The following is a 25,481-nucleotide window of genomic DNA, read 5'->3' as shown; positions in this document are numbered from 1 at the left end:
AAAGAGATGAGAGCAGTATATAGAAACCCTAAGGAACTTGCAACTTGTTTAAAGGACATAGTAGATAATTATTTAGAATTTTTAATTAGCTATGAAGAAATGGAAGCAAGGATCAAAAAGATAGTTGAGGCTAATGGGGAAAGAGTTTATAAAGATGGAAATATTTCTTTAAAGCTATATCCTTATTTAGGCGATGAGAGGGTAGAAATAATAGATAAAATAGTAAAAGAATAAAGCAAATATAGGGGTGATTAAAGCACCCCTTCTATAATGCAATTAATTATAAAGTTATTATTTAAGAATTACTAAGTATTACATTAATAGTAATTTATAATATTAATTTTTAGATATAACTATGCTTTATTATATGAGGTGTATATGCTAAAGAATATAATAAATAAGTACAGTAATAATTCAGCTTATATTAATGGATGGAAAGAGATGAAAAGAGCTTCTGTAATTATTTTTCTTGCAGAGATTGATAGTGAGATTAATGTTCTATTTCAAATGAGATCGAAAAAGATGAGGAGCCAACCTGGTGATATTTCATTTCCAGGAGGGAAAATAGAAGAGGGTGAAGATCCAAAGGAAGCAGCTATTAGGGAAACTTGTGAAGAAATTGGGTTAAATAAATGTGATTTTGAAATTATTTCACCACTAAATATATTAACAACTCATTATAATTTGTTAATACATCCTTATTTAGGATACATAAAGGATATTACTAAGATAAAAATTAGTAGGGATGAAGTAGATCATATCTTTTTTGTACCATTAGAATATTTTATAGATAACGAACCATTAATAATTAATAGTGAAATGGTAGTGAAAAGAAATGAAGACTTCCCTTATGAAAGAATAAATGGTGGGAAAAATTATAAGTTTAAAAATGGATTATATAAATCGCTATTTTATAAATATAATGATTATAATATTTGGGGAATCACAGCTATTATGTTAAATGATTTTATAAATGATTTAAAGGATAAAAAAGTTGTATTCTAGAAAAAAATTAATTATAGTTTATTATTTATTACAAATTACTAAATAAAATATATAAAAGCCTCTGTATATGCAGAGGCTTTCTTCTATGATTATTATATTGAATTTAATATTAAATATAAAAGGAAAACTAAAGAAGTCAAATAAACGGCTGGAGATATTTCTTTCCTTTTATTAGTAAAGAACTTAATGATAGTATAAGATATAAAACCAAAGGCTATACCATCTATAATACTAAAGGTAAAAGGTATTAAAATTATAGTTAAAAAGCAAGGAATAGCTTCAGATACATCAGAAAAATTTATATTGGTTATTCCTTTAATCATAAGGCTACCTATAATAACTAAAATAGGAGCAATTACTTCGTTAGGAATTAAACTTATAAAAGGTATAAATAGTAAAGATAATAATATAAGTAATGAACAAATAAAAGAAGTTAAACCTGTTTTCCCACCTTCAGCTATACCAGCAGTACCTTCGACAGTTGATACAGAAGGACTTGTTCCAAGCAATCCACAGGCTATATTAGATAAAGCAATAGCTCTTAATGCTTTGTTTTGTTTCTCAGGTGCTTGTAATAACTTTGAAACTTGTCCATGTAGCAATCCTATGTTTTCAAAAACAATAACCAGAGTTAGTGAAAATGTAGCAATCCAAAATTCAACTGTGGAAAATTTACCAAAATCTATATTAAAGAATATTTCATTATAAGCATTAAAATTTGGAAGTGTAAAGTTTACAGTAGACAAATCTACAAAGTTAAAGATAATTGCTAAAATTGTTCCAACAATAATACTTATTAGAAAACTTCCTTTTATATTTTTTGAAAATAAAATAATTGTTAAGAATAACATAAATATAAAAAACACAACTCTTGGATTAGATAAATCAGATATTTTTACCATTGTTGCAGCATCTGATGTAATAATTCCACCTTTTTGTAAGCCCAAAAATGTAATAAATAAACCTATACCAATCGTAATTGACTCTTTTAAAGAATTTGGGATAGATTTATCTAAAATTTTAGCTAAAGGAGTTACTGAAATAAGTAAAAATAATAAACCAGATATAACTACACTGGCTAAAGCTTCATTATAATTTAAATTCATAGTCAAAACTATTGTATAAGTAAATAATGCATTAATTCCCATGCCAGGCATTATAATTAATGGGGTATTACTTAGGAATGCAATTAAAAAACAACCTACAAAGGAAGCAAATATTGTTGCAATAATGAGTGGTTCTTCATTTATTCCAGAATCACTTAATATACTTGCATTAACTATAATTATATAAACTGCTGCAAAAAAAGATGTAAAGGCAGCAATAGCTTCTGTTTTAAAAGTTGTATTATGCTCTTTTAATTTAAAAAAGTTATTCATTTTTATTAACCTCATTTCTTAAAGTGGTAAGTTATAATTATATTATCAAATATAGCTATTTCTTTAATATTGTTTTCATAAGAAGCTATATTATTCATAACAAATAATTATATAATATATCTATAGATATTGACAATAATATTAATGATATTATAATTATATATATACACCCCTAGTGGGTGGGGGAGGTAAAAATGAACGATGAAAGAAAAAAAGCATTACAATCTTTAAAGACAGCTAGGGGGCAAATTGAGGGGATAATAAAGATGATTGAAGATGATAGATATTGTATTGATATATCTAATCAAATTTTTGCAGCTCAATCTTTATTAAAGAAATCAAATTTAATTATTTTAGAAAATCATTTATCTCACTGTGTTAAAGATGCGTGTATAAACGGTGATGGGGATGAAAAAATAACAGAGATAATGAAGATATTAGATAAAGTTATAAGTAGATAAATTAGGAGGTATTATTATGAAAAAGACAATTAATATAGAAGGAATGAGTTGTGGTCACTGTGTGGCTCACGTTAAGGAAGCTTTAAGTGAATTAAAGGATACTAAAGTTATTGAAGTAAGTTTAGAAAATAAACATGCTGTTGTAGATACAGATATTTCTGATAATGAAATAATATCTGCAATCGATGAAGCAGGATATGAAGTTACATCAATAAAATAGTAGACATATATAAAGAAAAATATGAAATTGCTTCATTCTTATAAATGGGATATTTATATGTGTCAGCTATGAGAATAAAGATTTGGAACTAAGAAGGGTTATCTATATGATAACCCTTTGTATTTTTGTAAAATAAATTAGGTAGATGAGTAAGGAGTTGCTGAGTAATTTATTTGATTTTTTTGATTATCTTACTCATTTCAGTAATATGGTAGTCAAGATTTATTAAATCATCCTCTTCCAATGATGAGATTCTTTCTGATAGGTTATTTTTCATCTCTATTTTCTTTTCTTCTAGAAATTTATAAGCTTTATCTGTAAGTTCTATTTTTAATTTTCTTCTGTCTTGTGAATCTGTATATCTATGAACAAAACCTTCACTAATTAACTTATCTATAATAGGTGTCATATTTGGTTTTGATATATCTAAGCATTTAGCAACATTTGAAACAGAAGTTGATTTTATATTAAGCAAATGAAAAAGTACCTTCATATGAGAGGGTGGTATAGCATTATTCTTAACGATTTCACTATGATTAAATAATTTATTGTTAACGTGGAATATTAAATTAAGTAAGTTGTTAGTTACGTTTTCCATCTTAGTTTTATCCATTTTATCCTCCTTAATAAGTATAGTTTTATTATAAACCATTTTTTTTAGTTATACAACTATAATTGTTATTGACATATAATAGTTATAAAAATATAATTAATATAGTCATAGTAATTTAAATGCATAAATGAGAGGAGACGAAAATTATATGATAAAGTTAACAAGATATTTAAAACCATTTTTAGTCTCTATCTTTGCTGTAATTGCTTTACTTTTTGTTCAAGCAATTAGTGAATTATCTTTACCAGATTATATGTCTAACATAGTTAATGTTGGTATTCAGCAAGGTGGGATTAAAAATTCAGTTCCTGAAATAATCAGAAAATCAGAAATGGAAAATCTGTTTTTATTTATGAAGGAAGAAGATTCAAATTATATTAAAGAAAACTATAGTTTATTAAATATAAATAATCTAGATACTAAAGAAAAAAATGATTATTTATCAAAATATCCTGTATTAGAAAATGAGGAATTATATAAGCTTAATACAAAGAATAAAGATGATATAGAAAAAATGAAAGAAATCTTTGCTAAGCCTGAAGTTATAGTTTATGGAATTAATACTGGAACCTTCGATGAAGAATTGAAAGGTAGTATTATGAATGGAAGCATGCCACAAATACCTGGTATGCAAGATATTAAAGATCCATTTATGCTGTTTAAAAATTTACCTAAAGAAAATTTAAATGAAATAGTAGAAGGTATTAATGAAAAATTTGCTGGAATGGAAAGTAGCGTAATTGAACAAGGTGCTATTTCATATGTAAAAAGTGAATATAAAGCTGTCGGAGTTAATGTAGATTCACTTCAAACTAAGTATATAATATTAGCGGGTCTTAAAATGCTAAGTGTAGCGCTAGTTAGTATGATAGCTGCTATAATAGTTGGTTTACTATCAGCTAAAATAGCTGCTGGAGTAAGTAGATCTTTAAGAAAAGATGTATTTGAGAAGGTTACAAGTTTTTCAAATGCTGAATTTGATAAATTCTCTACTGCATCATTAATTACTCGTAGTACTAACGATATCCAACAAATTCAAATGCTTATGGTTATGTTATTTAGAATAGTATTTTATGCTCCAATATTAGGTGTTGGTGGTATTCTTAAAGTTCTAAAAACTAATACTAATATGACTTGGACTATCGCACTAGGTGTAGTATTAATATCAATATTAGTTGCAGTATTATTTACTTTTGCAATGCCTAAATTTAAATCAGTACAAAAACTTATTGATAAACTAAACTTAGTTACAAGAGAAAGTTTAACAGGAATGCTCGTTATCAGAGCTTTTAGTACTGAAAAGCATGAAGAAGAAAGGTTTGATAAAGCAAATAATGATTTAACTAAAACTAATTTATTTGTAAATAGATTAATGGCTTCAATGATGCCTGCTATGATGTTAATAATGAATGGATTAACTTTACTTATAGTATGGGTAGGATCTCATCAAGTTGATATGGGTAATATGCAAGTTGGTGATATGATGGCATTTATGCAATATGCTATGCAAATTATAATGTCATTCCTTATGATATCAATGGTTTCTATAATGTTACCACGTGCTTCAGTATCTGCTCAACGTATAAGCGAAGTTTTAGATACAGATTTATCTATTAAAGATAAGAAAGAAAAGAAGAAATTTAGAAAAGAAGAAAAAGGTATTGTTGAGTATAGAAACGTAAGTTTCAAATATCCAGGTGCTGAAGATTATATTCTTAATGATATTAGCTTCACTGCAAGACCTGGTGAAACAACAGCTATTATTGGTAGCACAGGTAGTGGAAAATCTACTCTTATAAATCTAATTCCAAGATTTTATGATGTAACTAAAGGTAGTATTTTAGTTGATGGAGTCGATATAAGAGATGTAGACCAAAAAGAGTTAAGAGATAAGATTGGATATATTCCTCAAAAAGGAGTTTTATTCTCAGGAACTATTGAAAGTAACTTAAAATATGGAGAAGCTAATGCTACATTAGAGGATATAGAGGAAGCTTCAAAGATAGCACAAGCATTAGAGTTTATTGAAACTAAGCCTGATAAATATGCAACAGAAATATCCCAAGGTGGTACAAATGTATCTGGAGGTCAAAAACAAAGATTATCTATTGCTAGAGCTTTAGTTAAAAAGCCAGAAGTTTATATATTTGATGATAGCTTCTCAGCTTTAGACTTTAAAACAGATTCAGCTTTAAGAAAGGCAATTAAAGATAACATTAAAGATGCAACTATGATAATAGTAGCACAAAGAATAAGTACTATAAAAGATGCTAATCAAATCATAGTTTTAGATGAAGGAAATGTTGTTGGAATTGGAACACATAAAGAGTTATTAGAAAACTGTGAAGTTTATAATCAAATAGCCTCATCACAACTTTCAAAGGAGGAACTAATGTCATGAGTAAGAAAATAGATAATAAAAGACATGGTGGTTTCGGTGGCCCTATGGGTGGAATGCATTTAGGTGGTGCTAAGGCTAAGGATTTCAAAGGAACTACAAAGAAACTATTAGATTATTTAAAGCCATTTAGATTGTCAATAATTATTGTTTTAATATTTGCTGTTGGTAGTGCAGCCTTTTCAATTATTGGTCCAAAAGTTTTAGGACATGTAACTACTTCTATTTTTGAGGGATTAGTAAGTAAGATTTCAGGAAGTGGCGCCGGAATAGACTTTTCTTATATCGGTAAATTAATTGTAATACTTATAGTATTATATGTAATTAGTGCAGCATTTTCATTTATACAAAACTTCGTAATGTCAGGAGTTGCACAAAAAGTTTCTTATAACCTTAGAAAAGAAATTTCTCTAAAAATAAATAAAATGCCATTAAAATATTTCGATAAGATGTCACATGGTGAGGTTTTATCTAGAGTAACAAATGATGTTGATACTGTAAGTAATACGCTAAATCAAAGTTTATCTCAAATATTTACATCTATAACAACTTTAATTGGTGTACTTATTATGATGCTATCTATAAGTGGAACTATGACATTAGCAGCTATAATTGTTGTACCTTTATCTGGGGTTCTTATATCATTTGTAGTTAAGAAATCGCAAAAATATTTTAAAGAACAACAATCTTATTTAGGTCATGTAAATGGACACGTTGAAGAAATATATAGTGGTCATACTATAGTAAAAGCATTTAATGGTGAAGAAAAATCAGTAGAAGAATTTAATGAATTAAACGATACATTATATAGTTCAGCTTGGAAGTCTCAGTTTTTATCAGGTATGATGATGCCAATAATGACTTTTATAGGTAATATAGGTTATGTTATTGTTACTATATTAGGTGGATATTTAGTTGTTAAAAACTCAATAAAGGTTGGAGATATTCAGTCATTTATTCAATATATAAGATCATTTAATCAACCTATAGCTCAAGCAGCACAAATAGCTAACGTATTACAATCAACAGCAGCTGCAGCTGAGAGGGTATTTGAATTCCTAGAAGAGGAAGAAGAAGCTGATTTAGATACAAATCCTATTGATGTAGAAGAGTTAAAAGGTGAAGTAACATTTAAGAATGTCCACTTTGGATATAATGAAGATAAGATTATAATTAATGATTTCTCTAGTAAGGTTAAGCCAGGCCAAAGAATTGCTATTGTTGGACCTACTGGAGCTGGTAAAACTACAATAGTAAAATTATTAATGAGATTTTACGAGTTAAACTCTGGAGAAATACTAGTAGATAACTACAATATAAATGAATTTAAGAGAAGTGATTTAAGAAAAGCATTTGGAATGGTTCTTCAAGATACATGGTTATTTAATGGATCAATAATGGAAAATATCCGTTATGGTAATTTAAATGCTAGTGATGAAGAAGTAATTAATGCAGCAAAAGCAGCTCACGTACATCACTTTGTTAAGACATTACCTGATGGATATAATATGGAACTTAATGAAGATGCAAGTAATGTATCTCAAGGTCAAAAACAATTATTAACTATAGCTAGAGCAATACTAGCAGATCCTAAAATTCTAATACTAGATGAAGCTACAAGCTCAGTTGATACTAGAACTGAAGTACTAATTCAAAAAGCAATGGATAACTTAATGAAGGGAAGAACTAGCTTTATAATAGCTCATAGATTATCTACTATTAAAGATGCAGATTTAATCTTAGTAATGAAAGATGGAGATATAGTAGAACAAGGAAATCATAATGAACTATTAAATAAAGATGGATTCTATGCTAATCTTTATAATAGCCAATTTGAACAAGCAAGTAATTCTTAATTTAAATTATAAAGAAGCTATATTAATTTATGGCTTCTTTATTTTAATAATATCCCTAGTAAAATTATAGTAAAATAATTAGTAAAATTAACTAAAAATTATTGTAAACTTTATCAATTTGTAGTAATATAATATTAACAAATCTTAGAAATTTATTTCTAAGTATTTATATAAACCATTATTTGATGTAATTAATAAATAAGGTTACAATATAAGTAAATATTAATTATGTAAACTACAAATGTATTTTAAATTAGTTTAATAAAATTACTATAAAATTTGGAGGTATTAAGAAATGGTATTAGTATGTGGTGGAGCTGGCTATATAGGTAGTCATGCAGTTTATCAATTGATTAATAAGGGTGAAGATGTTGTGGTTGTAGACAACCTTGAAACAGGACATATTGAGGCGGTTCATCCTAAAGCAAAGTTTTATAAGGTTGATATTAGAAATGAAGAAGAATTAGATAAGGTGTTTAAGGAAAATAATATCACTGAAGTTATTCATTTTGCAGCTAACTCTTTAGTTGGAGAAAGTATGACAAATCCGTTAAAGTATTATAATAATAATGTTCATGGAACAGAAGTTTTATTAAAAGTTATGATAGATAATGATGTTAAGAGAATAGTATTCTCTTCAACAGCAGCAACTTATGGTGAAGCAACAAAGATGCCAATAGTAGAGACAGATAAAACAGAACCAACAAATGCTTATGGCGAAACTAAACTTGCAATGGAAAAAATGATGAAGTGGGCAGATATAGCTCATAATATGAAATATGTTTCTCTTAGATACTTCAATGTAGCAGGAGCACATGTTAGTGGAACTATAGGGGAAGATCATAGTCCAGAAACTCATTTGATTCCTTTAATACTTCAAGTTCCACTAGGAAAAAGAGAATTTATATCAATATTTGGTGAAGATTACGACACTGAAGACGGTACATGCATTAGAGATTACATTCATGTTGTAGATTTAGCTAATGCTCATATTAAAGCTATAGAATATTTAAGAAAAGAAGATAATAGTAATATATTTAACTTAGGTAATGGTAATGGCTTCTCAGTTAAAGAAATGATAGTAGCTGCAAGAAAAGTTACAGGTCATGAAATACCAGCTAAGATTTGTGAAAGAAGAGCAGGAGATCCAGCTAGATTAATAGCATCAGCTGAAAAGGCTAGAGAAATATTAAAATGGGAACCTGAATTTACTAATGTTGAAGATATTATTGCTTCAGCTTGGAATTGGCATAAAAATAACCCAAAGGGTTTTAATAAGTAGGTGTAATTATGAGGATTTATAGGGAAATCAAAAGATTAATTAATTTTGGGTTAAAAAACAATCTTTTTAATAAAGAAGATGAGATATATGTTAGAAATAAAATACTAGATATACTAAATTTAGATGAATATGATGATGTTATTTTAGAAGAGGAAGTATTAAATTCCCCTACAGAAATTTTAAATAATATTCTTGACTATGCTTTTGAAGTTGGAGTATTAGAATCTAACACTCCAATATTTAGGGATTTATTAGATACAAAAATTATGGATGCGTTAATGCCTAGACCTTCTGAAGTTATAAGGGAATTTAATAAAAAATATGTAGATTCTAAGAAGTCTGCTACAGATTATTTTCATAAAATTTCTACTGCATGTGATTATGTAAGAACTAGTAGAATAGCACAAAATTTAGTGTGGAAATATAAAAGTAAATACGGAGATTTAGATATTACTATTAATTTATCAAAGCCAGAGAAAGATCCAAAAGCAATTGCTATGGCTAAAAGCTTACCTCCTGCAAAGTATCCAAAATGTTTACTTTGCAAAGAAAATCAAGGGTATAGAGGAAGAGTTAATCATCCAGCTAGGCAAAATCTTAGAATAATACCAATGAATTTAACTAATGAACAATGGTATATGCAGTATTCACCATATGCTTATTATAATGAGCATTGTATTGCATTTGCTGGAGAACATGTACCAATGAAGATTACTGAAAAAACTTTTGACAGACTATTAGAATTTGTTGCTTTTTTACCTCATTATTTTATAGGTTCAAATGCAGATTTACCTATAGTAGGTGGATCAATTCTAACCCATGATCATTATCAAGGTGGCAATTATACCTTCCCAATGGATAAAGCTAAGGATGTTGTTAATTTTAAGCTTATAAACTATGATGATATAGATTTGTCAATAGTAGAATGGCCTTTATCTTGTGTAAGACTAAAAAGTAAAAATAGAAATGAATTATCTAAGGTTGCTTTTAAAATCTTAGAGTATTGGAAGAACTACAGTGATGAAAGTATTGATTTAAAGGCTTATAGTGATGATACACCTCACAATACCATAACTCCAATTGCAAGAAGAGAAGAAGAGTTATATGTTTTAGATTTAGTATTAAGAAATAATAGAACTTCCAGTGAACATCCTGATGGTATTTTCCACCCTCATAAGGAACTTCATAATATTAAAAAAGAAAATATAGGGTTAATCGAGGTTCTTGGACTAGCTGTATTACCTTCAAGATTAAAGGATGAGCTTGAAGTAATAAAGTCTTCTTTATTAGATAATAAAGAAAATTTATATGAATATGAAGAAATGGAAAGCCATTACACTTGGTATAATGAAATTAAAAGTAATTATAACAATATAAATATTAACAATATTGATAAAATAATTGAAGATGAAGTAGGTAAGGTTTTCGAAAAAGTTTTAGAACATTGTGGCATTTTTAAATTTGATGATTCTGGAAAAGAGGCACTTGATAAATTTATAAAAGAACTTCAAAAAGAAATAAAATAATAAGACGAGATAAAAAATAAGTTAGATGAGGCAATAGCATTATATTGTCTCATCTTAATTGTATTTAGGCTTTAATAGAAAGGAGGCAATGGTATTGGCAACTATAAAAGATATTGCTAGTGAAGCAAATGTTTCAATTTCAACAGTTTCTAGAATTTTAAATTTAGATAAATCATTAAATGTTTCTGAAGATACTAGAAAAAGAGTATTATCTATAGCTGAGGAAATGAATTATATCACTATTAAGGAAAGAAAGAGTAAGATTAAAAATTATACTATCGGAATAGTGTGTTCCTTTGATGAAGAAAAGGAATTAAATGATCCATATTTTATTTCCATTAGAATGACTATAGAAAAGCTTTGTTCTAAAGATAATATTGATTATAAAACACTATATTTAGATAAAATTATTGATAATTCAGTAAAGCACTGTAATCTTGATGGATTAATTGCCATAGGTATTTTCCAAGGAGATGAAATAGAAAAACTAAGCAAGATAACAAAAAATATAGTATTTATAGATTCATCACCGGATGAATGGGAATTTGATTCAGTAGTAGTAGATTTAAAGTATGGAGTAACTAAAGCATTAGAATATTTATATAATCTAGGACACAGAAATATTGGATATATAGGTGCTAAGGTAATACCTCATAGCAATAAGGATCATAATGAATTAATTAATTACAGAGAAGTAACTTATAGAGATTTTATGACCAACAATAACAATTTGGATGAAAGTATTATATTTAAAGGAAGTTTTACCCCTGAGGATGGATATAAATTAATGCAAGAAGCATTAGAACTTAGGAAAATTCCAACTGCTTTTTTTATAGCTAGTGATCCAATGGCTATAGGTGCATATAAGGCAATTCAAGAAAAAGGATATAAGATACCTGAAGATATAAGTATCATAGGTTTTGATGATATTGCTACTGCACAATTTTTAACACCATCATTAACAACTGTAAAAGTGTTTACAGACTTTATGGGAGAAACGGCTCTTAGTGTTTTAATGGAGAAAATTAAGGGTGAAAGAACATTAAGTAAAAAAATTCTATTACCAGTAAAACTTATAATAAGAGATAGTTGTAAAGAGATATAAAATATAAAATTAGTAGATAGTTATTAAAAAAATGGGGCTTGGAGGGAATTTGATTTATGTATAAACTTGGTATAGATGCAGGTTCAACTACAGTAAAATTTGTAATATTAGATAATCACAATAATGTCATATATAAAAGTTATAAAAGACATTTAACAAAAGTAAAAGAAACAATTATAGAAGAAGTAAAAAACATAAAGAATATACTTAATGATAATGAAATTAAGGTTGCTATAACTGGTTCAGCGGGATATGGAGTAGCAATTGATTCGGGAATTTCATTTGTTCAAGAAGTCTTTGCAACAACTATAGGTGTAAAAAAAATATACAATGATATTGATGTAGTTATAGAATTAGGTGGAGAAGATGCTAAAATTATATATTTAACTAATGGATTAGAAGAAAGAATGAATTCTAGCTGTGCTGGAGGTACAGGAGCTTTTATAGATCAAATGGCTAGCCTTATGGGCATTTCAGTTGAAGAGTTAGATAATTTAAGCTTTGAACATAAAAATATATATCCTATAGCATCTAGATGCGGTGTATTTGCAAAATCAGATATTCAACCGTTATTAAACCAAGGAGCTAGTAAAGCTGATATAGCAGCAAGTATATATGAAGCTGTTATTAATCAGACTATAGGGGGACTAGCTCAAGGGAGAATGATTGAAGGTAAAGTCTTATTTTTAGGTGGTCCATTACATTTTTATAATGGATTAAGAAAAATGTTTACTGAAAAACTTAATTTGAAGGAAAACATAGAGGCTGTAGATGCTGAAGTATTTGTTGCCAAAGGAGCAGCAATATTTTCAAGTAATGAAGAAAAAATATATACATATGAAGATTTATTAAATAATATTTCTAAAAATAACAAAAAGAATATTAATCTTCAAAAAGAAGTTTCACCTCTTTTTGAAAGTGAAGAAGAATATAAAAATTTCTTAGATAGACATAATAGGGCAAAAGTTGCTGTAAGAGATATAAAAGATTATAAAGGTGATGTTTATTTAGGTATTGATGCTGGAAGCACAACTACAAAACTAGTTCTTATAGATGATAATTTAGAAATTTTATATCAATATTATGGACACAATGAGGGCAATCCTGTTGAGGTAGTAAAAAGAGAGCTATTAAATATTTATAGTAAATATGGTGAGCAGATAAATATTAAATCCAGCGCTGTTACAGGCTATGGAGAAGAGTTATTAAAAAAAGCTTTTGGTATAGATTTTGGAATAGTTGAAACCTTAGCTCATTTTATTGCTGCTAAAGAATTTAATCCTAAGGTGGATTTCATTTTAGATATTGGTGGACAAGATATAAAATGCTTTGAAATAGAAAATGATTCTATAAAAAGTATTATTCTAAATGAAGCATGCTCTTCAGGTTGTGGTTCATTTATTGAAACTTTTGCTAAGGCTATGGGTTATGATGTAGAAAGTTTCTCAAAGCTTGGTTTATTTGCAAGTCATCCTGCTGATTTAGGATCAAGATGTACTGTATTTATGAATTCTTCTGTAAAACAGGCACAAAGAGATGGAGCATCTATTAATGATGTTTCAGCAGGATTATCAATAAGTGTTGTAAAAAATGCATTATATAAGGTTATTAGAACTAACAATATAGGTAAGAACATAATAGTTCAAGGTGGTACTTTATGTAATGATGCAATTTTAAGAAGTTTAGAAAAAGAGTTAAATCAAAATGTAATAAGATCAAATATTTCTGGGTTAATGGGTGCTTATGGTGCAGCTATTTATTCTAAGAAAAATTTTAAGAAAGAGTCAGGAATTATTAAAATTAATGAACTTCATTCTTTCAATCATAGTTCCAAGGCAGCTAAATGTGGTTTATGCACAAATAACTGTAACTTAACTATTAATAGCTTCAGTGGCGAAAAGAAATATATTTCAGGTAATAGATGTTCAAGGCCTTTAGGTAGAAATGAAAAAAATTCAAACCCGGATTTATATGAGTATAAATATAATAAGTTAATGGAATATGAAGATAATTATGGAGATAAAGGCGTAGTAGGTATTCCAATGGTCCTTAATATGTATGAGAATTTGCCTGTATTTGTTAAATTCTTTAATGAGCTAGGAATTAAAGTTATCTTATCAGATCACTCCTCTAAAAATATGTATTTAAAGGGACAACATACTATTCCTTCAGATACTGCTTGTTACCCAGCAAAACTTTCTCATGGACATATTGAAAACTTAATTGAAAAAGGTGTTAAGGATATATTTTATCCATGTATGACATTTAATTTTGATGAAGGAATTTCTAATAGTAACTTTAATTGCCCTGTTGTAGCTTACTACCCAGAAGTATTAAAGAACAATATTTCCTTATTAAAAAATACTAATTATATATATCCTTATATAGATTTAAATTCAATTAAAAGTTCAAGTGCTAATTTATATAATAGTCTTAAATTATCTTTTCCTTGGATAAGTAAGAAGGATGTAAAAAGCGCGCTTTTAAAGGGGCTAGATGAGTATAGGAGATTTAAAGAAGACATAATAATAAAAGGTAAGAAAGCTATAGAATATGCTAGGGATAATGATCTATTGACAATAGTTTTGAGCGGAAGACCATATCATATAGATAAAGAGATTAATCATGGAATAAATAAGATGATGAACTCTTTAAATTTAGTAATAATTACTGAAGATTGTATTCCATATAAATATAAAACATCAGAAATTAAAGTCTTAAATCAATGGACATATCAAGCAAGATTATTTAATGCTGCTGAATATGTTGGGAATAATGATAATATGCAATTAGTTCAATTAGTTTCCTTCGGTTGTGGCACTGACGCAATAACTGCTGATGAAGTTAAAAGAATATTAGAGGAAAAAGGTAAAATATATACTCAACTAAAAATTGATGAAACTAATAATTTAGGGGCAGCTAAAATCAGAATAAGAAGTATGGTAGAGGCTATTAAGAAGGAGAACTAAGATGAGTTATAATTATAAAGTTTTTACTAAAGAAATGAAAAAAGATTATACAATACTTGTACCTAATATGTTACCAATACATTTTAAGGTTCTTGATAAAGTGCTAAAAGATAATGGATTTAATATTGAATTTTTAGAAGATGATGTTAATGAAATAATAGATGAAGGGTTAAGAAATGCTAATAATGATATTTGCTATCCTGCAATGATTGTAATAGGTCAATTTATATCGGCTTTAAAAAGTGGTAAATATGATTTAGATAAGACTGCAGTATTAATGACTCAAACTGGTGGAGGATGTAGAGCTTCTAATTATATTCATCTAATTAGAAAAGCCTTAGAAAATAGCGGATTTCAGGATGTTCCAGCAATCGGGTTAAGTGTATCTGGTATTGAAAAGCATCCTGGTCTAAAGTTAAGTCCAACATTAATTGTAAAAGCTTTCTATGGAGTGTTATACAGTGATTTAATTATGTGTTTATATAACAAGATTAAACCTTATGAAGTGAATAAAAATGAAACTGATATGGTATTAGAAAAGGAAATTAAATATTTAAATAATAGCTTAAGTATTTTTAATTGCTTTAAAGTAAATAAGATATCAAAACATATAGTAAAATCTTTTAACAATATTTCTATTAATAAAACTGATAAAATTAAGGTTGGTATTGTTGGTGAAATATATATGAAATATTCAAGAATGGGTAACAATCATCTTGAAGAATTTCTAATTAAAGAAAATGCTGAAGTAGTTCAATCTGGTTTATTAGATTTTATAAATTATTGTTTAATAAATGCAATTGTTGATAATAAGCTTTATAATAAAAGCAAAGTAAAAGCAATATTATCTAAGTTTGCTTATAAATTTATTTTAAGACAACAAAATAAAATAAATAATACTATAAAAAGATATTCTAGCTTTGATGCACCTGAAAGTTTTGAAAATGTTAGAAAAATGGCTGATGAATATATAGGTTATGGAGTAAAGATGGGAGAAGGATGGTTACTTGTTAGTAATATGATTGAACTTATTCATCAAGGAGCTAACAATATAATTTGTGCAGAACCTTTTGGATGTTTACCTAATCATATAGTTGGAAGAGGTGCTATAAGAAAAATAATGGACAAGCATCCTAATGCCAATATAGTAGTAATAGACTATGACCCTTCACAGTCTAAAATTAATCAAGAAAATAGAATAAAATTAATGTTATCTAATGCAAATCTAAATATTTACTTATAATTCAAATACTATTTACAAATAAGCTATATCTATAAGATATCATATAGATATAGCTATTTTTTCTTAATAATATTATTAATGCTAAATTATTACTATTATAGTATACTTATTTTAAATAGAAGAAGTTAAGAAAGGTAGCATTTATGTCAAAAACAAAACATTATTTTATTATAAATCCAAAGGCAGGAAAATCTGACGTTTCTAGAGAAGTGGCATATGAGATTGAAAAGGCCTTTAGAGGTTCTGGAGATGAGTATAGTATTTATATTACTAAAGAAAGAAATGATGCAGAAGAATATACTAAATTTATTTGTAATAAAGAAAAAAATGAAAATATAAGATTTTATGCTTGTGGTGGAGATGGGACATTAAATGAAGTTATTAATGGACTAGTAGGGTTTGATAATGCAAGTGTTTCTGTTATACCCCATGGAACAGGTAATGATTTCGTAAATAATTTTGAAGAATCTATAGGATTTTATGATATAAAGAAGCAGATTTCTTTTGAGCCTAAAAGTATAGATTTAATAAAAATTAATGATACTTATGCAGTTAATTTATGTAACATTGGTTTTGATGCTATGGTTGCAGAAAATATGAATAAATTCAAAAAGCTACCACTAATAAATGGACAAGGTGCCTATACATTATCAATTTTCTATTCATTATTTCATAAAATGACTAGCAATTTAGAAATAATAATAGATAATAGAGAAATAATTAAAGGTGAATTTTTATTATGTGTTGCAGCTAATGGTCTTACATATGGAGGGGGCTACAAAGGAGCTCCTTTAGCAGAAATAAATGATGGATTTATAGATTTATGTATCATAAAAAAAGTCTCAAGACTTAAGCTTATTAAATTAATTGGAGTATATAAAGCTGGAGAGCACTTAAATAATGAAGAGCTAAAGGATTACTTTATATACAAAAGATGTAAAACAATAAATATAAAATCAAATGATAAATTTAGTACTTGTATTGATGGTGAAATATTTGAAGAGACTAATATTAATATTTCTGTAGTTGAAAATGCAGTAGAATTTTTATCACCAACTAAACTTTAAAAAGAGAGAGGTATATAATTTGAGTAGCTTTATTGAATTTAAAGATGTTAAAAAGATTTATAAAATGGGGGAAGTTGATATAACTGCTTTAGCTGGAGTATCTTTTTCAATAGAAAAAGGGGAATTTGTTATAGTAGCAGGAGCTAGTGGTGCAGGTAAAAGTACTATTTTAAATATTTTAGGTGGAATGGATACATTATCAAGTGGTGAAATTATAGTAGATAATAATTTAATAAGTAACTATTCAGAAAAAGAATTAATATCATATAGACGATTTGATATTGGATTTGTATTTCAATTTTATAATTTAGTTCAAAACCTAACTGCTTTAGAAAATGTTGAGTTAGCTACTCAAATCTGTAAGGATCCATTAAATCCAGCTGAAATTTTAAAAGCAGTAGGCTTAGATGGTAGAAAAGATAATTTCCCAGCACAACTATCAGGTGGAGAACAGCAACGTGTAGCTATTGCCAGAGCCTTAGCTAAAAACCCCAAGTTATTATTATGTGATGAGCCCACAGGAGCCCTAGATTACAATACAGGTAAGGCTATACTTAAGCTCCTTCAGGATACATGTAAAAAGTATAATATGACAGTAGTAATAATTACACATAATTTAGCCTTAACACCTATGGGTGATAAAGTAATAAAGGTGAAAAATGGTATGATTGAAAGCGTAACATTAAATGATAATCCTCTTCCAGTAGAAAGGATTGAATGGTAATATGAAAAATGCTTTTATGAAAGATGTTCTTAAGGACATAAAAAAATCAAAAGGAAGATTCCTTTCTATATTTGCAATTATAGCTTTAGGAGTTGCTTTCTTCTCTGGAATAAAAGTTTCTCCAATAGATATGAAAAATACTGCAGATAAATATTATGATGATTATAACTTTATGGATTTAACCTTATACTCAACATTAGGTTTTAATGATGAGGATATTGAAGAACTAGAAAGGTTAGATGGAGTTAAGGATGTTTATCCCACCTATTCTTTAGATGCAATTACTATGATAGATACAGCAGATTCTGTTCTAAAAGTTATGGGAATGCCTTTAAATGATGAAAATTACGTTAATCAATATAGATTAATTGAGGGTAGATTACCAGAAAATAAAAATGAATGTGTTGTTGAAGCAGGAACAATTGATGATTTAAATTTTTCAGTAGGAAGTAAAATTAAACTTAAATCAGGCACTAGTGACGATCTTAGTGAAAGCTTAGATGTAACTGAATATGAAATTGTAGGTAAGGTTCAAACACCAAATTACTTATCTTTTGAAAAAGGTACTTCAAATATTGGAAGTGGTAAAATTTCTAGTTTTATAGTAATTCCAAATGAAAACTTTAAGTTACCAGTTTATACAGAAGTATATTTAACTATAGATAATGTTAAAGAGCTAAATTCGTATTCAAAGAATTATTTTAAAGAAATAGATAAGGTAAAACCATCTGTAGAAATGCTTGGTAATGAAAGAGCAGCTTTAAGATTTGAAGAAATCCTTGATGAAGCTAATAAAAAACTAAGCAGTAGTAGAGAAGAATTTGAAAAGCAAAAGTTAAAAGGCGAGGAAGATCTTGATAGTGCTAAAAAGACCATAGAAGATTCAGAAGAAGCATTAAAAAATGGTGAATCTGAACTTACCCAAAATGAAACTGATTATAAACTTAGTATTATTCAAGCTGAAAATGAAATTTCTTTAGGTGAATATAAGATTAATGATGGTAAAGTAGCCTTAGAAAATGGCAAAAAAACTTTTGAAGCAGAAAAGGTTAAAGCTGAAGAGCAGATTAATACTGCAAAATCTACTTTAATGTCTCTAGAAGATACTAGAAACAATTTAAATACTAGAATAAAAGAAAAAGAAAATGATTTAAAAAATCCTAATTTAACTGAAGCAGAGAAAAATACTATAACTCAAGAGATAAATGCTTTAGTTAAAACTAGAGATGAAGTAAATAACGGTATAACATATATAAATAATGAAATAACCTCTGGTGAAGAAAAGTTAAGAAGTGCTGAAAAGGAATTAAAAGAGAAAGAACAAGAATTAAAAGATGCTGAGAATACCTTAATTGAAAGTAAGAAAAAACTTGAAGAAGGTAAAAAAATAGCTGAAGCGAAGTTTGTAGCAGCTAAAGATGAACTTGCTAAAGGAAAAGAAGAATTAGCAAAAGGTAAAAAAGATTATGAAGTAGGAAAAGAAACCTTTGAAAAAGAAATAGCAGCTGCAGAAGCAAAGTTAAACAAAGCTGAAAGTGAAATTAAAAATATTGAAGAGCCTAGTTGGATTGTTCTAGATAGAAATAGTCATTATTCATATGTTGACTATAAAAATAATGCTGATAGCATAGATAAAATTGCGAAAGTCTTCCCTGTATTCTTTTTCTTAGTAGCAGCACTTGTATGCTTAACTACAATGACAAGAATGGTGGATGAGCAAAGAATAAATATTGGTACTTTAAAAGCACTAGGCTATTCTAAAAATAAAATAGCTTCAAAATACTTAATTTATTCATTATCAGCATCATTTTTAGGTAGTATTGCAGGGCTAGCTACAGGATTTACTCTATTCCCTATAGTAATTTTTGATGCTTATGGAATAATGTATAATCTTCCTAAAGTTCAATTAGAATTTAATATTCCTATAGCTATATTAATAACATTAGTTTCCATAGCAGTAACTACTCTTTCAGCATTATTTGCATGTTATGCTGAGCTTAAAGAATCTCCTGCTAATCTAATGAGACCAAAGGCTCCGAAGGAAGGAAAGAGAATATTAATAGAAAGAATGACCTTCATTTGGAAAAGATTAAGCTTTATAGGTAAGGTAACAGTAAGAAATATATTTAGATATAAAAAGAGATTCTTTATGACTGTATTTGGTATTGCTGGTTGTACAGCATTATTAATAACTGGATTTGGTATTAAAGACTCTATTGAAACTATTATTGATAAACAATTTGGTGAGATCTTTAAGTATAATTTAACAATAAATATTGATAAAGACTATAGTAAAGCTGAAAAGATTAACTTTAGTAAAGAATTACAAGATAAAGAAGAAATAAAAGATGCTCTTATGTTATTATCGGAAAATGCTAAGATATCTACTGATAAGGGAGATAAGGATTTAAATATTATAGTTCCGGAAAACTTAAGAACAGTTTCTGATTTTATTAACTTTAAGAATAGGAAATCTAAAGAAGAGCTTACCTTAAGTGATAATGGTATTATATTATCAGAAAAAGCAGCAGATGCAACTAAAGTAAAGGTAGGAGATGAATTAAAGATTAAAGTAGATGGTAAAGAATATAGTTTAAAGGTTTCAGGTATAACTGAAAACTATACATTTAACTATGCTTACATCTCTCCTAAATATTATAAAGATATATTTGATGCAGAACCTAATTATAATTCATTTATAGTAAGTATAAATAACATTGATAATGAAGAAGACTTTTCTAAAGAAATAATGGAAGACCAAATAGTTAAAGGAGTCTCTTTTAATACTAATATAAAAGAAAACTTTGATAATATTATTAAAAGCTTAAATTATGTTGTATTAGTAATGATAGTATCTGCAGGGGCCTTAGCTTTTGTAGTGCTTTATAACTTAACTAATGTAAATATAAGTGAAAGAATTAGAGAAATTGCAACTATTAAAGTATTAGGCTTCTATGATAATGAAGTATCAGCCTATATTTATAGAGAAAATATTATACTAACTATATTCGGTATATTATTTGGTTCAGTTTTAGGTGTTTTACTTCATAGATTTATAATTTTTACTGTTGAAATAGATTATATGATGTTTGGTAGAAATATAGATTTAACAAGTTTTATATTTTCAGCAATACTAACTATATTATTTGCTGTACTAGTTAATATTTCAATGTATTATAAACTTAAAAAGGTTAAGATGATAGAATCATTAAAATCTGTAGACTAAGATAATACTTACCTTTGTAGTGGGAATCTATAATAAAGTAAATTAGCTTGGAAGAATTACTTTCATTAGATTATTTTAAGTCCCTCTGTTATAAAACAGAGGGACTTTTTATATTTTAAAATTATTCATTAAGTTCTTAATATCAAAATAAGGTGTATAACTAGTTCACTATTTTTTAACATATATATTTTTATTGTATATAATATATAAAAGCGATATACAAAAAAAGGAGATACTAATGTCCTATAATGAAATTTTAAAAGGCTTTAGCTTTGATAAGGAAGTTGAAAGATTAGAAAAACAAGCTCTACTGGGAGTAAATAAAGAACTTAAGACTTTAAAATCTTTAGGGATACAAGAGAATTCTTTAATACTTGAGGTAGGAAGTGGACCAGGTATATATACTAAAATTTTATTAGATAAGTTTAAAAACTCAGAAATAGTATGCTTAGATAATAATACAGAGATGTTAAAGCATTCTTATGAAATATTACATGAAGATTATAAAGATAGAGTTAGTTTTATTAATGACGATATAATGAGATCATCTCTACCTAGTAATTATTTTGATGTTGTTATTGCAAGATTTGTATTTCAACATTTATCCTATCCAGAAAGAGCTTTAAAAGAAATATATAGAGTTTTAAAGCCTGGTGGTAAAGTAATAATAATTGACGTTGATAGTGGATTATGGGGATTAACATACCCAAATAATCAGCTTATAAATAATCTTAATAATCAATTATCTGCTTTTCAATCAAATAAAAATGGTAATAGAGAAATAGGAAGAGTAATTTTAACTATGCTTAAATTATTAAAGTTTAAAAACTTAGATATTGATGCTTTAATAAATCATAGTGAAATACTTGGAAAAGATAATTTCAGGCATAATTTTGATATTGAAAAAGTTAAAGATAAAAGCTTATATGGCATGATGAAAAGTTATAATGACTTTTTTGATTTAAAGAATTCATCTATTATGATCTTAAAATTAGTCTTTTATGGAGAGAAATAGGATAGTGACTAAAAACATAAGAAGTGGATAAAATCACTTCTTTTTGTTATAATTAAAGGATAATTACTTTTAAGGTGGAGACTATGTTGAAAAATGATTTAATTAATAAATTTAGAAAAAGTACTTCTGGAAATAAAGAAGTTGCAGGTAAAAGGATTATAAATGAAGGTTTAATTAGTTCTTTTAACGTTGAAAAAGATAATAATGAAATAATTATAAATAGTAGTGTTATTTCTGAAAATTATTTCAGTGAATATAGTACTAAATTAAAAATAGATATTACTAGCAAAGATATTATTTCAACTCATTGTACTTGCCAAGATTATGCTAATTATGAGCTTAAAAGAAAGAATTATTGTTGCAAGCACTTACACGCAATATTTTATAATTTTTTAACTAATCTTGAAAATTACGACGATATATATAAAAGTCTTGAAGAAACTTATTATTATGAAAAAAGTAATGATTCTATATTTAAAGCAAATAGTAATAATAGCATTTTAAGTTTATTGCTAGAAGAAGAAAATAAAGAAGAAATAAAAATGGAAGTGTATATAAATAAAAAAGGATATAAGAATTATTTATGTGCAGAATTTAAAATTGGACTTAAAGGTCTTGCTTCTAATAAGCTTTATGTAATTAAAGATATAAATCAGCTTTTAATATCTTATACAAATAAATTACCTATAAGATACGGTAAAGACTTCACATTTAATTTACGTACACAAAGGCTTGGAGTTAAAGAAGATAAGATAATTAAGTTTATTCAAAAGGTAAAAGAAATAGAAAACCTATCTTCTAGGTTTATAAAAAGGCAGGATTCATTTATTGATGGTAAGACTATTATAATTCCAGAGTTCCTAATTAGAGAGTTCTTTGAAACTATTTCCCAAAATAGGGTATATCTGAATGAGGGATTCTTTTATAGAGCAGTAGAAGCTGAAATTATATTTGATAAACCTAATACTTCTTTTTATCTAAAGGAACTTAACAGTAGATACTTATTGTCTATAGAAGAGGGATTTCCTGTTGCATTAAATAAAGAAAAAACTGTTTATATTTATGGCAGTAGTATATACTTACCTGAATCAAAGTATTGTTATGAAATTTCAAAGTTTATTAATGCTTTTAACGGGAAGGAACAATTAACTTTAGATAGAAAAGATGAAGTGAAAATATTATCTAGTCTTTTACCTAAACTATACACTTTATCACAAGAAGTAAAGATTAGTAATTCTATTAAAGAAAAAATTGTGCGAGAAGATGTTAAATTTAGTTTTTATTTTGATAAGGTAAATAGTACCACTGTCTTAACTGTAAAAGTCAAATATGGTACTCATGAGTTTAACATATTCCATGACTATAAAGATAAAATTGTCTATAGGGATTTAAATAATGAATCTGAAATATTATCTTTATTAAGGGGTTATGGGTTTGAAGCATCAGGTGATAAGTTCTATTTAATATTGGGAGATGACTATATATTTAATTTCTTTAAAAATGATATAGCTAAGCTTCAAGAATTAGGTGATGTTTATTATTCAGAGAACTTTAAGGGCATTAGAAATATTGGAACTAAAAGTATTTCTGCTGAAATTAGTGCTGGAAAATATGATTATTTTGACTTTAAATTTAATATTGATAATATATCCAAAAGTGAAGTTTTTGAAATACTAACTGCCTTTAAGGATAATTTGAAATATTATAAGCTAAAGGATGGAGAATACTTAGACTTAGATGAAATAGAACTTAAAAGTTTCTTAAAGCTATTAGATGCTATATCTGTAGGAAATGACTTAGACAAGGATACTTTACTAGTTAATAAAAATAAGGCTATTTATTTAGAAAGTATAATTAAAGATAATAAGCTTAGATATATAAAAGGTAAGAATGAATTATCTAAAATAAGTAAAAAGTTTAAGGAAATAAAAAAGTTAGCATTTAAGGAGCCGTTATCTTTAGTGGCAGAGCTAAGACCCTACCAAAAAGAAGGTTATAACTGGCTTAAGACTTTAGATTACTTATGTTTTGGAGGTATCTTAGGGGACGAAATGGGGCTTGGAAAAACTATTCAAGCAATAACATTTATTTTATCTTCCCTGCCGTCAAAAACATTAATTGTAGCTCCAACTTCATTGATATATAACTGGGGTAATGAAATTAAGAAATTTGCTCCAACCCTAAAATATGTTGTCGTTAATGCTTCAAAGGAAGATAGAATTAAAATCTTAAATGAGTATAATGATTTTGATGTTATAATTACAACTTATAATTTGCTAAAAAGAGATTTAGACCTTTATAAGAAAATAAACTTTGATTATTGTTTTATAGATGAAGCACAAAATATAAAAAATAGTAATTCTCAAAACTCGATTTCAGTAAAGGATATTAATGCTAATAGAAAATTTGCTTTAACAGGTACTCCTATTGAAAATTCACTAATGGAGCTTTGGTCTATTTTTGATTTTATTATGCCAGGTTATCTATTTGAAGAAAAGGACTTTAGTGTTAGATATCATAAAAAGTTAAAGGAATCAAAAGAGGTATTAGAAGAGCTTAATAAACTAATATCACCCTTTATATTAAGAAGATATAAAAAGGATGTAATCAAAGAATTACCATTAAAGATAGAAAAGAAATTAGTAGTATCGATGTCAAAAGAACAAGAAAAGGCTTATGGCATATATTCAGATTATGTTAAGAAGCTAATTGAGAAGAAAGTAATGGAAGATGACTTGAAAAATAGTAAAATAGAGATACTTTCATATATTACAAAGCTAAGACAACTTTCTTTAGATCCCTCTGTTGTTTTAAATGATTATTCTGGTGATAGTGGTAAGATAGATGCACTTATCGAAATATTAAAACAAGGTATAGATGAAGGACATAAAATATTAGTATTCTCTCAATTTACATCAGTACTTAAAAATATAGCTAATAAAATAAAAGGTGAAGAAATATCTTTTAATTATTTAGATGGAAGTGTTCCTTCAAAAGATAGGATAGCATTAATTGATGATTTTAATAATAACAATAAATCAGTATTTTTAATAAGTCTTAAGGCTGGTGGAACAGGATTAAATTTAACATCTGCTGATATAGTAATACATTTTGATCCATGGTGGAATCCTGCTGTAGAAGATCAAGCAACAGATAGGGCTCATAGATTTGGTCAAAAAAATGTAGTTGAAGTTATTAAATTGATATCAAAAGATACAATAGAAGAAAAGATAGTTGAATTACAAGAAGAAAAAAGAAAACTAATTGCCAATATATTAGATAATGAAGGTGAGGCTATTAATATAAATTCATTAACTGATGAGGATATAATAAACTTATTTTCTAAATAGAATTTAATCTTTAAAGGTTAAAGTTTTTTATAGTATAATAAG

General features: G+C 27.1%; 18 protein-coding genes. 16 read left to right on the top strand and 2 right to left on the bottom strand.

The window, feature by feature from the left end; translation table 11 throughout:
* Positions 1 to 6: 6 nt before the first annotated feature.
* Complete coding sequence (locus E5347_RS05025) at positions 7 to 234, top strand: TIGR04540 family protein (protein WP_136005201.1); 228 nt, start codon at positions 7 to 9, stop codon at positions 232 to 234.
* Positions 235 to 378: 144 nt separating this feature from the next.
* Complete coding sequence (locus E5347_RS05020; protein WP_136005199.1) at positions 379 to 1,005, top strand: NUDIX hydrolase; 627 nt, start codon at positions 379 to 381, stop codon at positions 1,003 to 1,005.
* A 92-nt stretch (positions 1,006 to 1,097) separates the two neighbouring features.
* On the opposite strand, the gene E5347_RS05015 is transcribed toward E5347_RS05020, so the two are convergent.
* Positions 1,098 to 2,384, bottom strand: a complete 1,287-nt coding sequence (locus E5347_RS05015) for an NCS2 family permease (RefSeq protein ID WP_136005198.1) — start codon at positions 2,382 to 2,384, stop codon at positions 1,098 to 1,100.
* 194 nt (positions 2,385 to 2,578) lie between these two features.
* On the opposite strand from E5347_RS05015, the gene E5347_RS05010 reads away from it, so the two are divergent.
* Positions 2,579 to 2,845 (top strand): metal-sensing transcriptional repressor, encoded by a 267-nt coding sequence (locus E5347_RS05010; RefSeq protein ID WP_136005196.1) that lies wholly within the window; start codon positions 2,579 to 2,581, stop codon positions 2,843 to 2,845.
* Positions 2,846 to 2,861: 16 nt separating this feature from the next.
* Positions 2,862 to 3,065, top strand: coding sequence for a heavy-metal-associated domain-containing protein (locus E5347_RS05005; RefSeq protein WP_136005195.1), 204 nt, complete (start codon positions 2,862 to 2,864; stop codon positions 3,063 to 3,065).
* A gap of 169 nt (positions 3,066 to 3,234) precedes the next feature.
* On the opposite strand, the gene E5347_RS05000 is transcribed toward E5347_RS05005, so the two are convergent.
* Entirely contained in the window at positions 3,235 to 3,678 is a 444-nt protein-coding gene (locus tag E5347_RS05000; RefSeq protein ID WP_136005193.1) for a MarR family winged helix-turn-helix transcriptional regulator, read from the bottom strand.
* 148 nt (positions 3,679 to 3,826) lie between these two features.
* Here E5347_RS05000 and E5347_RS04995 point away from each other — a divergent pair, with 148 nt between their 5' ends.
* The 12 genes from E5347_RS04995 (at position 3,827) to E5347_RS04940 (ending at position 25,439) form a co-directional block, all read left to right on the top strand.
* Complete coding sequence (locus tag E5347_RS04995; RefSeq protein ID WP_136005192.1) at positions 3,827 to 6,079, top strand: ABC transporter ATP-binding protein; 2,253 nt, start codon at positions 3,827 to 3,829, stop codon at positions 6,077 to 6,079.
* The gene (locus E5347_RS04990; RefSeq protein WP_136005191.1) at positions 6,076 to 7,932 is read left to right on the top strand and encodes an ABC transporter ATP-binding protein; all 1,857 of its coding nucleotides are present in this window, start codon (positions 6,076 to 6,078) and stop codon (positions 7,930 to 7,932) included. Before E5347_RS04995 ends, E5347_RS04990 begins: the two co-directional genes overlap by 4 nt.
* A 295-nt stretch (positions 7,933 to 8,227) precedes the next feature.
* Positions 8,228 to 9,214 (top strand): UDP-glucose 4-epimerase GalE, encoded by a 987-nt coding sequence (galE, locus tag E5347_RS04985; RefSeq protein WP_136005189.1) that lies wholly within the window; start codon positions 8,228 to 8,230, stop codon positions 9,212 to 9,214.
* A gap of 8 nt (positions 9,215 to 9,222) precedes the next feature.
* Positions 9,223 to 10,740: a UDP-glucose--hexose-1-phosphate uridylyltransferase gene (galT, locus tag E5347_RS04980; RefSeq protein WP_136005188.1), complete on the top strand. Its 1,518-nt coding sequence runs from the start codon at positions 9,223 to 9,225 to the stop codon at positions 10,738 to 10,740.
* A gap of 94 nt (positions 10,741 to 10,834) precedes the next feature.
* Complete coding sequence (locus E5347_RS04975; protein WP_136005187.1) at positions 10,835 to 11,845, top strand: LacI family DNA-binding transcriptional regulator; 1,011 nt, start codon at positions 10,835 to 10,837, stop codon at positions 11,843 to 11,845.
* A 56-nt stretch (positions 11,846 to 11,901) separates the two neighbouring features.
* Positions 11,902 to 14,814 (top strand): acyl-CoA dehydratase activase, encoded by a 2,913-nt coding sequence (locus tag E5347_RS04970; RefSeq protein ID WP_136005185.1) that lies wholly within the window; start codon positions 11,902 to 11,904, stop codon positions 14,812 to 14,814.
* A 1-nt stretch (position 14,815) separates the two neighbouring features.
* Entirely contained in the window at positions 14,816 to 16,057 is a 1,242-nt protein-coding gene (locus tag E5347_RS04965; protein ID WP_136005184.1) for a 2-hydroxyacyl-CoA dehydratase, read from the top strand.
* A 143-nt stretch (positions 16,058 to 16,200) separates the two neighbouring features.
* Positions 16,201 to 17,124: a diacylglycerol/lipid kinase family protein gene (locus E5347_RS04960; RefSeq protein WP_136005183.1), complete on the top strand. Its 924-nt coding sequence runs from the start codon at positions 16,201 to 16,203 to the stop codon at positions 17,122 to 17,124.
* Positions 17,125 to 17,143: 19 nt separating this feature from the next.
* Positions 17,144 to 17,848: an ABC transporter ATP-binding protein gene (locus tag E5347_RS04955; RefSeq protein WP_136005181.1), complete on the top strand. Its 705-nt coding sequence runs from the start codon at positions 17,144 to 17,146 to the stop codon at positions 17,846 to 17,848.
* A 1-nt stretch (position 17,849) separates the two neighbouring features.
* Positions 17,850 to 21,074 carry an FtsX-like permease family protein gene (locus E5347_RS04950; RefSeq protein WP_136005179.1) on the top strand — a complete coding sequence of 1,075 codons (3,225 nt, stop codon included), beginning with the start codon at positions 17,850 to 17,852 and terminating at the stop codon, positions 21,072 to 21,074.
* Positions 21,075 to 21,312: 238 nt separating this feature from the next.
* Positions 21,313 to 22,089: a class I SAM-dependent methyltransferase gene (locus E5347_RS04945; protein WP_136005177.1), complete on the top strand. Its 777-nt coding sequence runs from the start codon at positions 21,313 to 21,315 to the stop codon at positions 22,087 to 22,089.
* An 83-nt stretch (positions 22,090 to 22,172) separates the two neighbouring features.
* Entirely contained in the window at positions 22,173 to 25,439 is a 3,267-nt protein-coding gene (locus E5347_RS04940) for a DEAD/DEAH box helicase (RefSeq protein WP_136005176.1), read from the top strand.
* The last annotated feature ends 42 nt before the right edge of the window (positions 25,440 to 25,481 follow it).

It is taken from the genome of Clostridium sartagoforme, assembly GCF_004794105.1.
In the GTDB taxonomy this organism is placed as follows: Bacteria; Bacillota; Clostridia; order Clostridiales; family Clostridiaceae; genus Clostridium; species Clostridium sartagoforme_B.
This window is presented reverse-complemented; position numbering and strand designations above follow the sequence as displayed.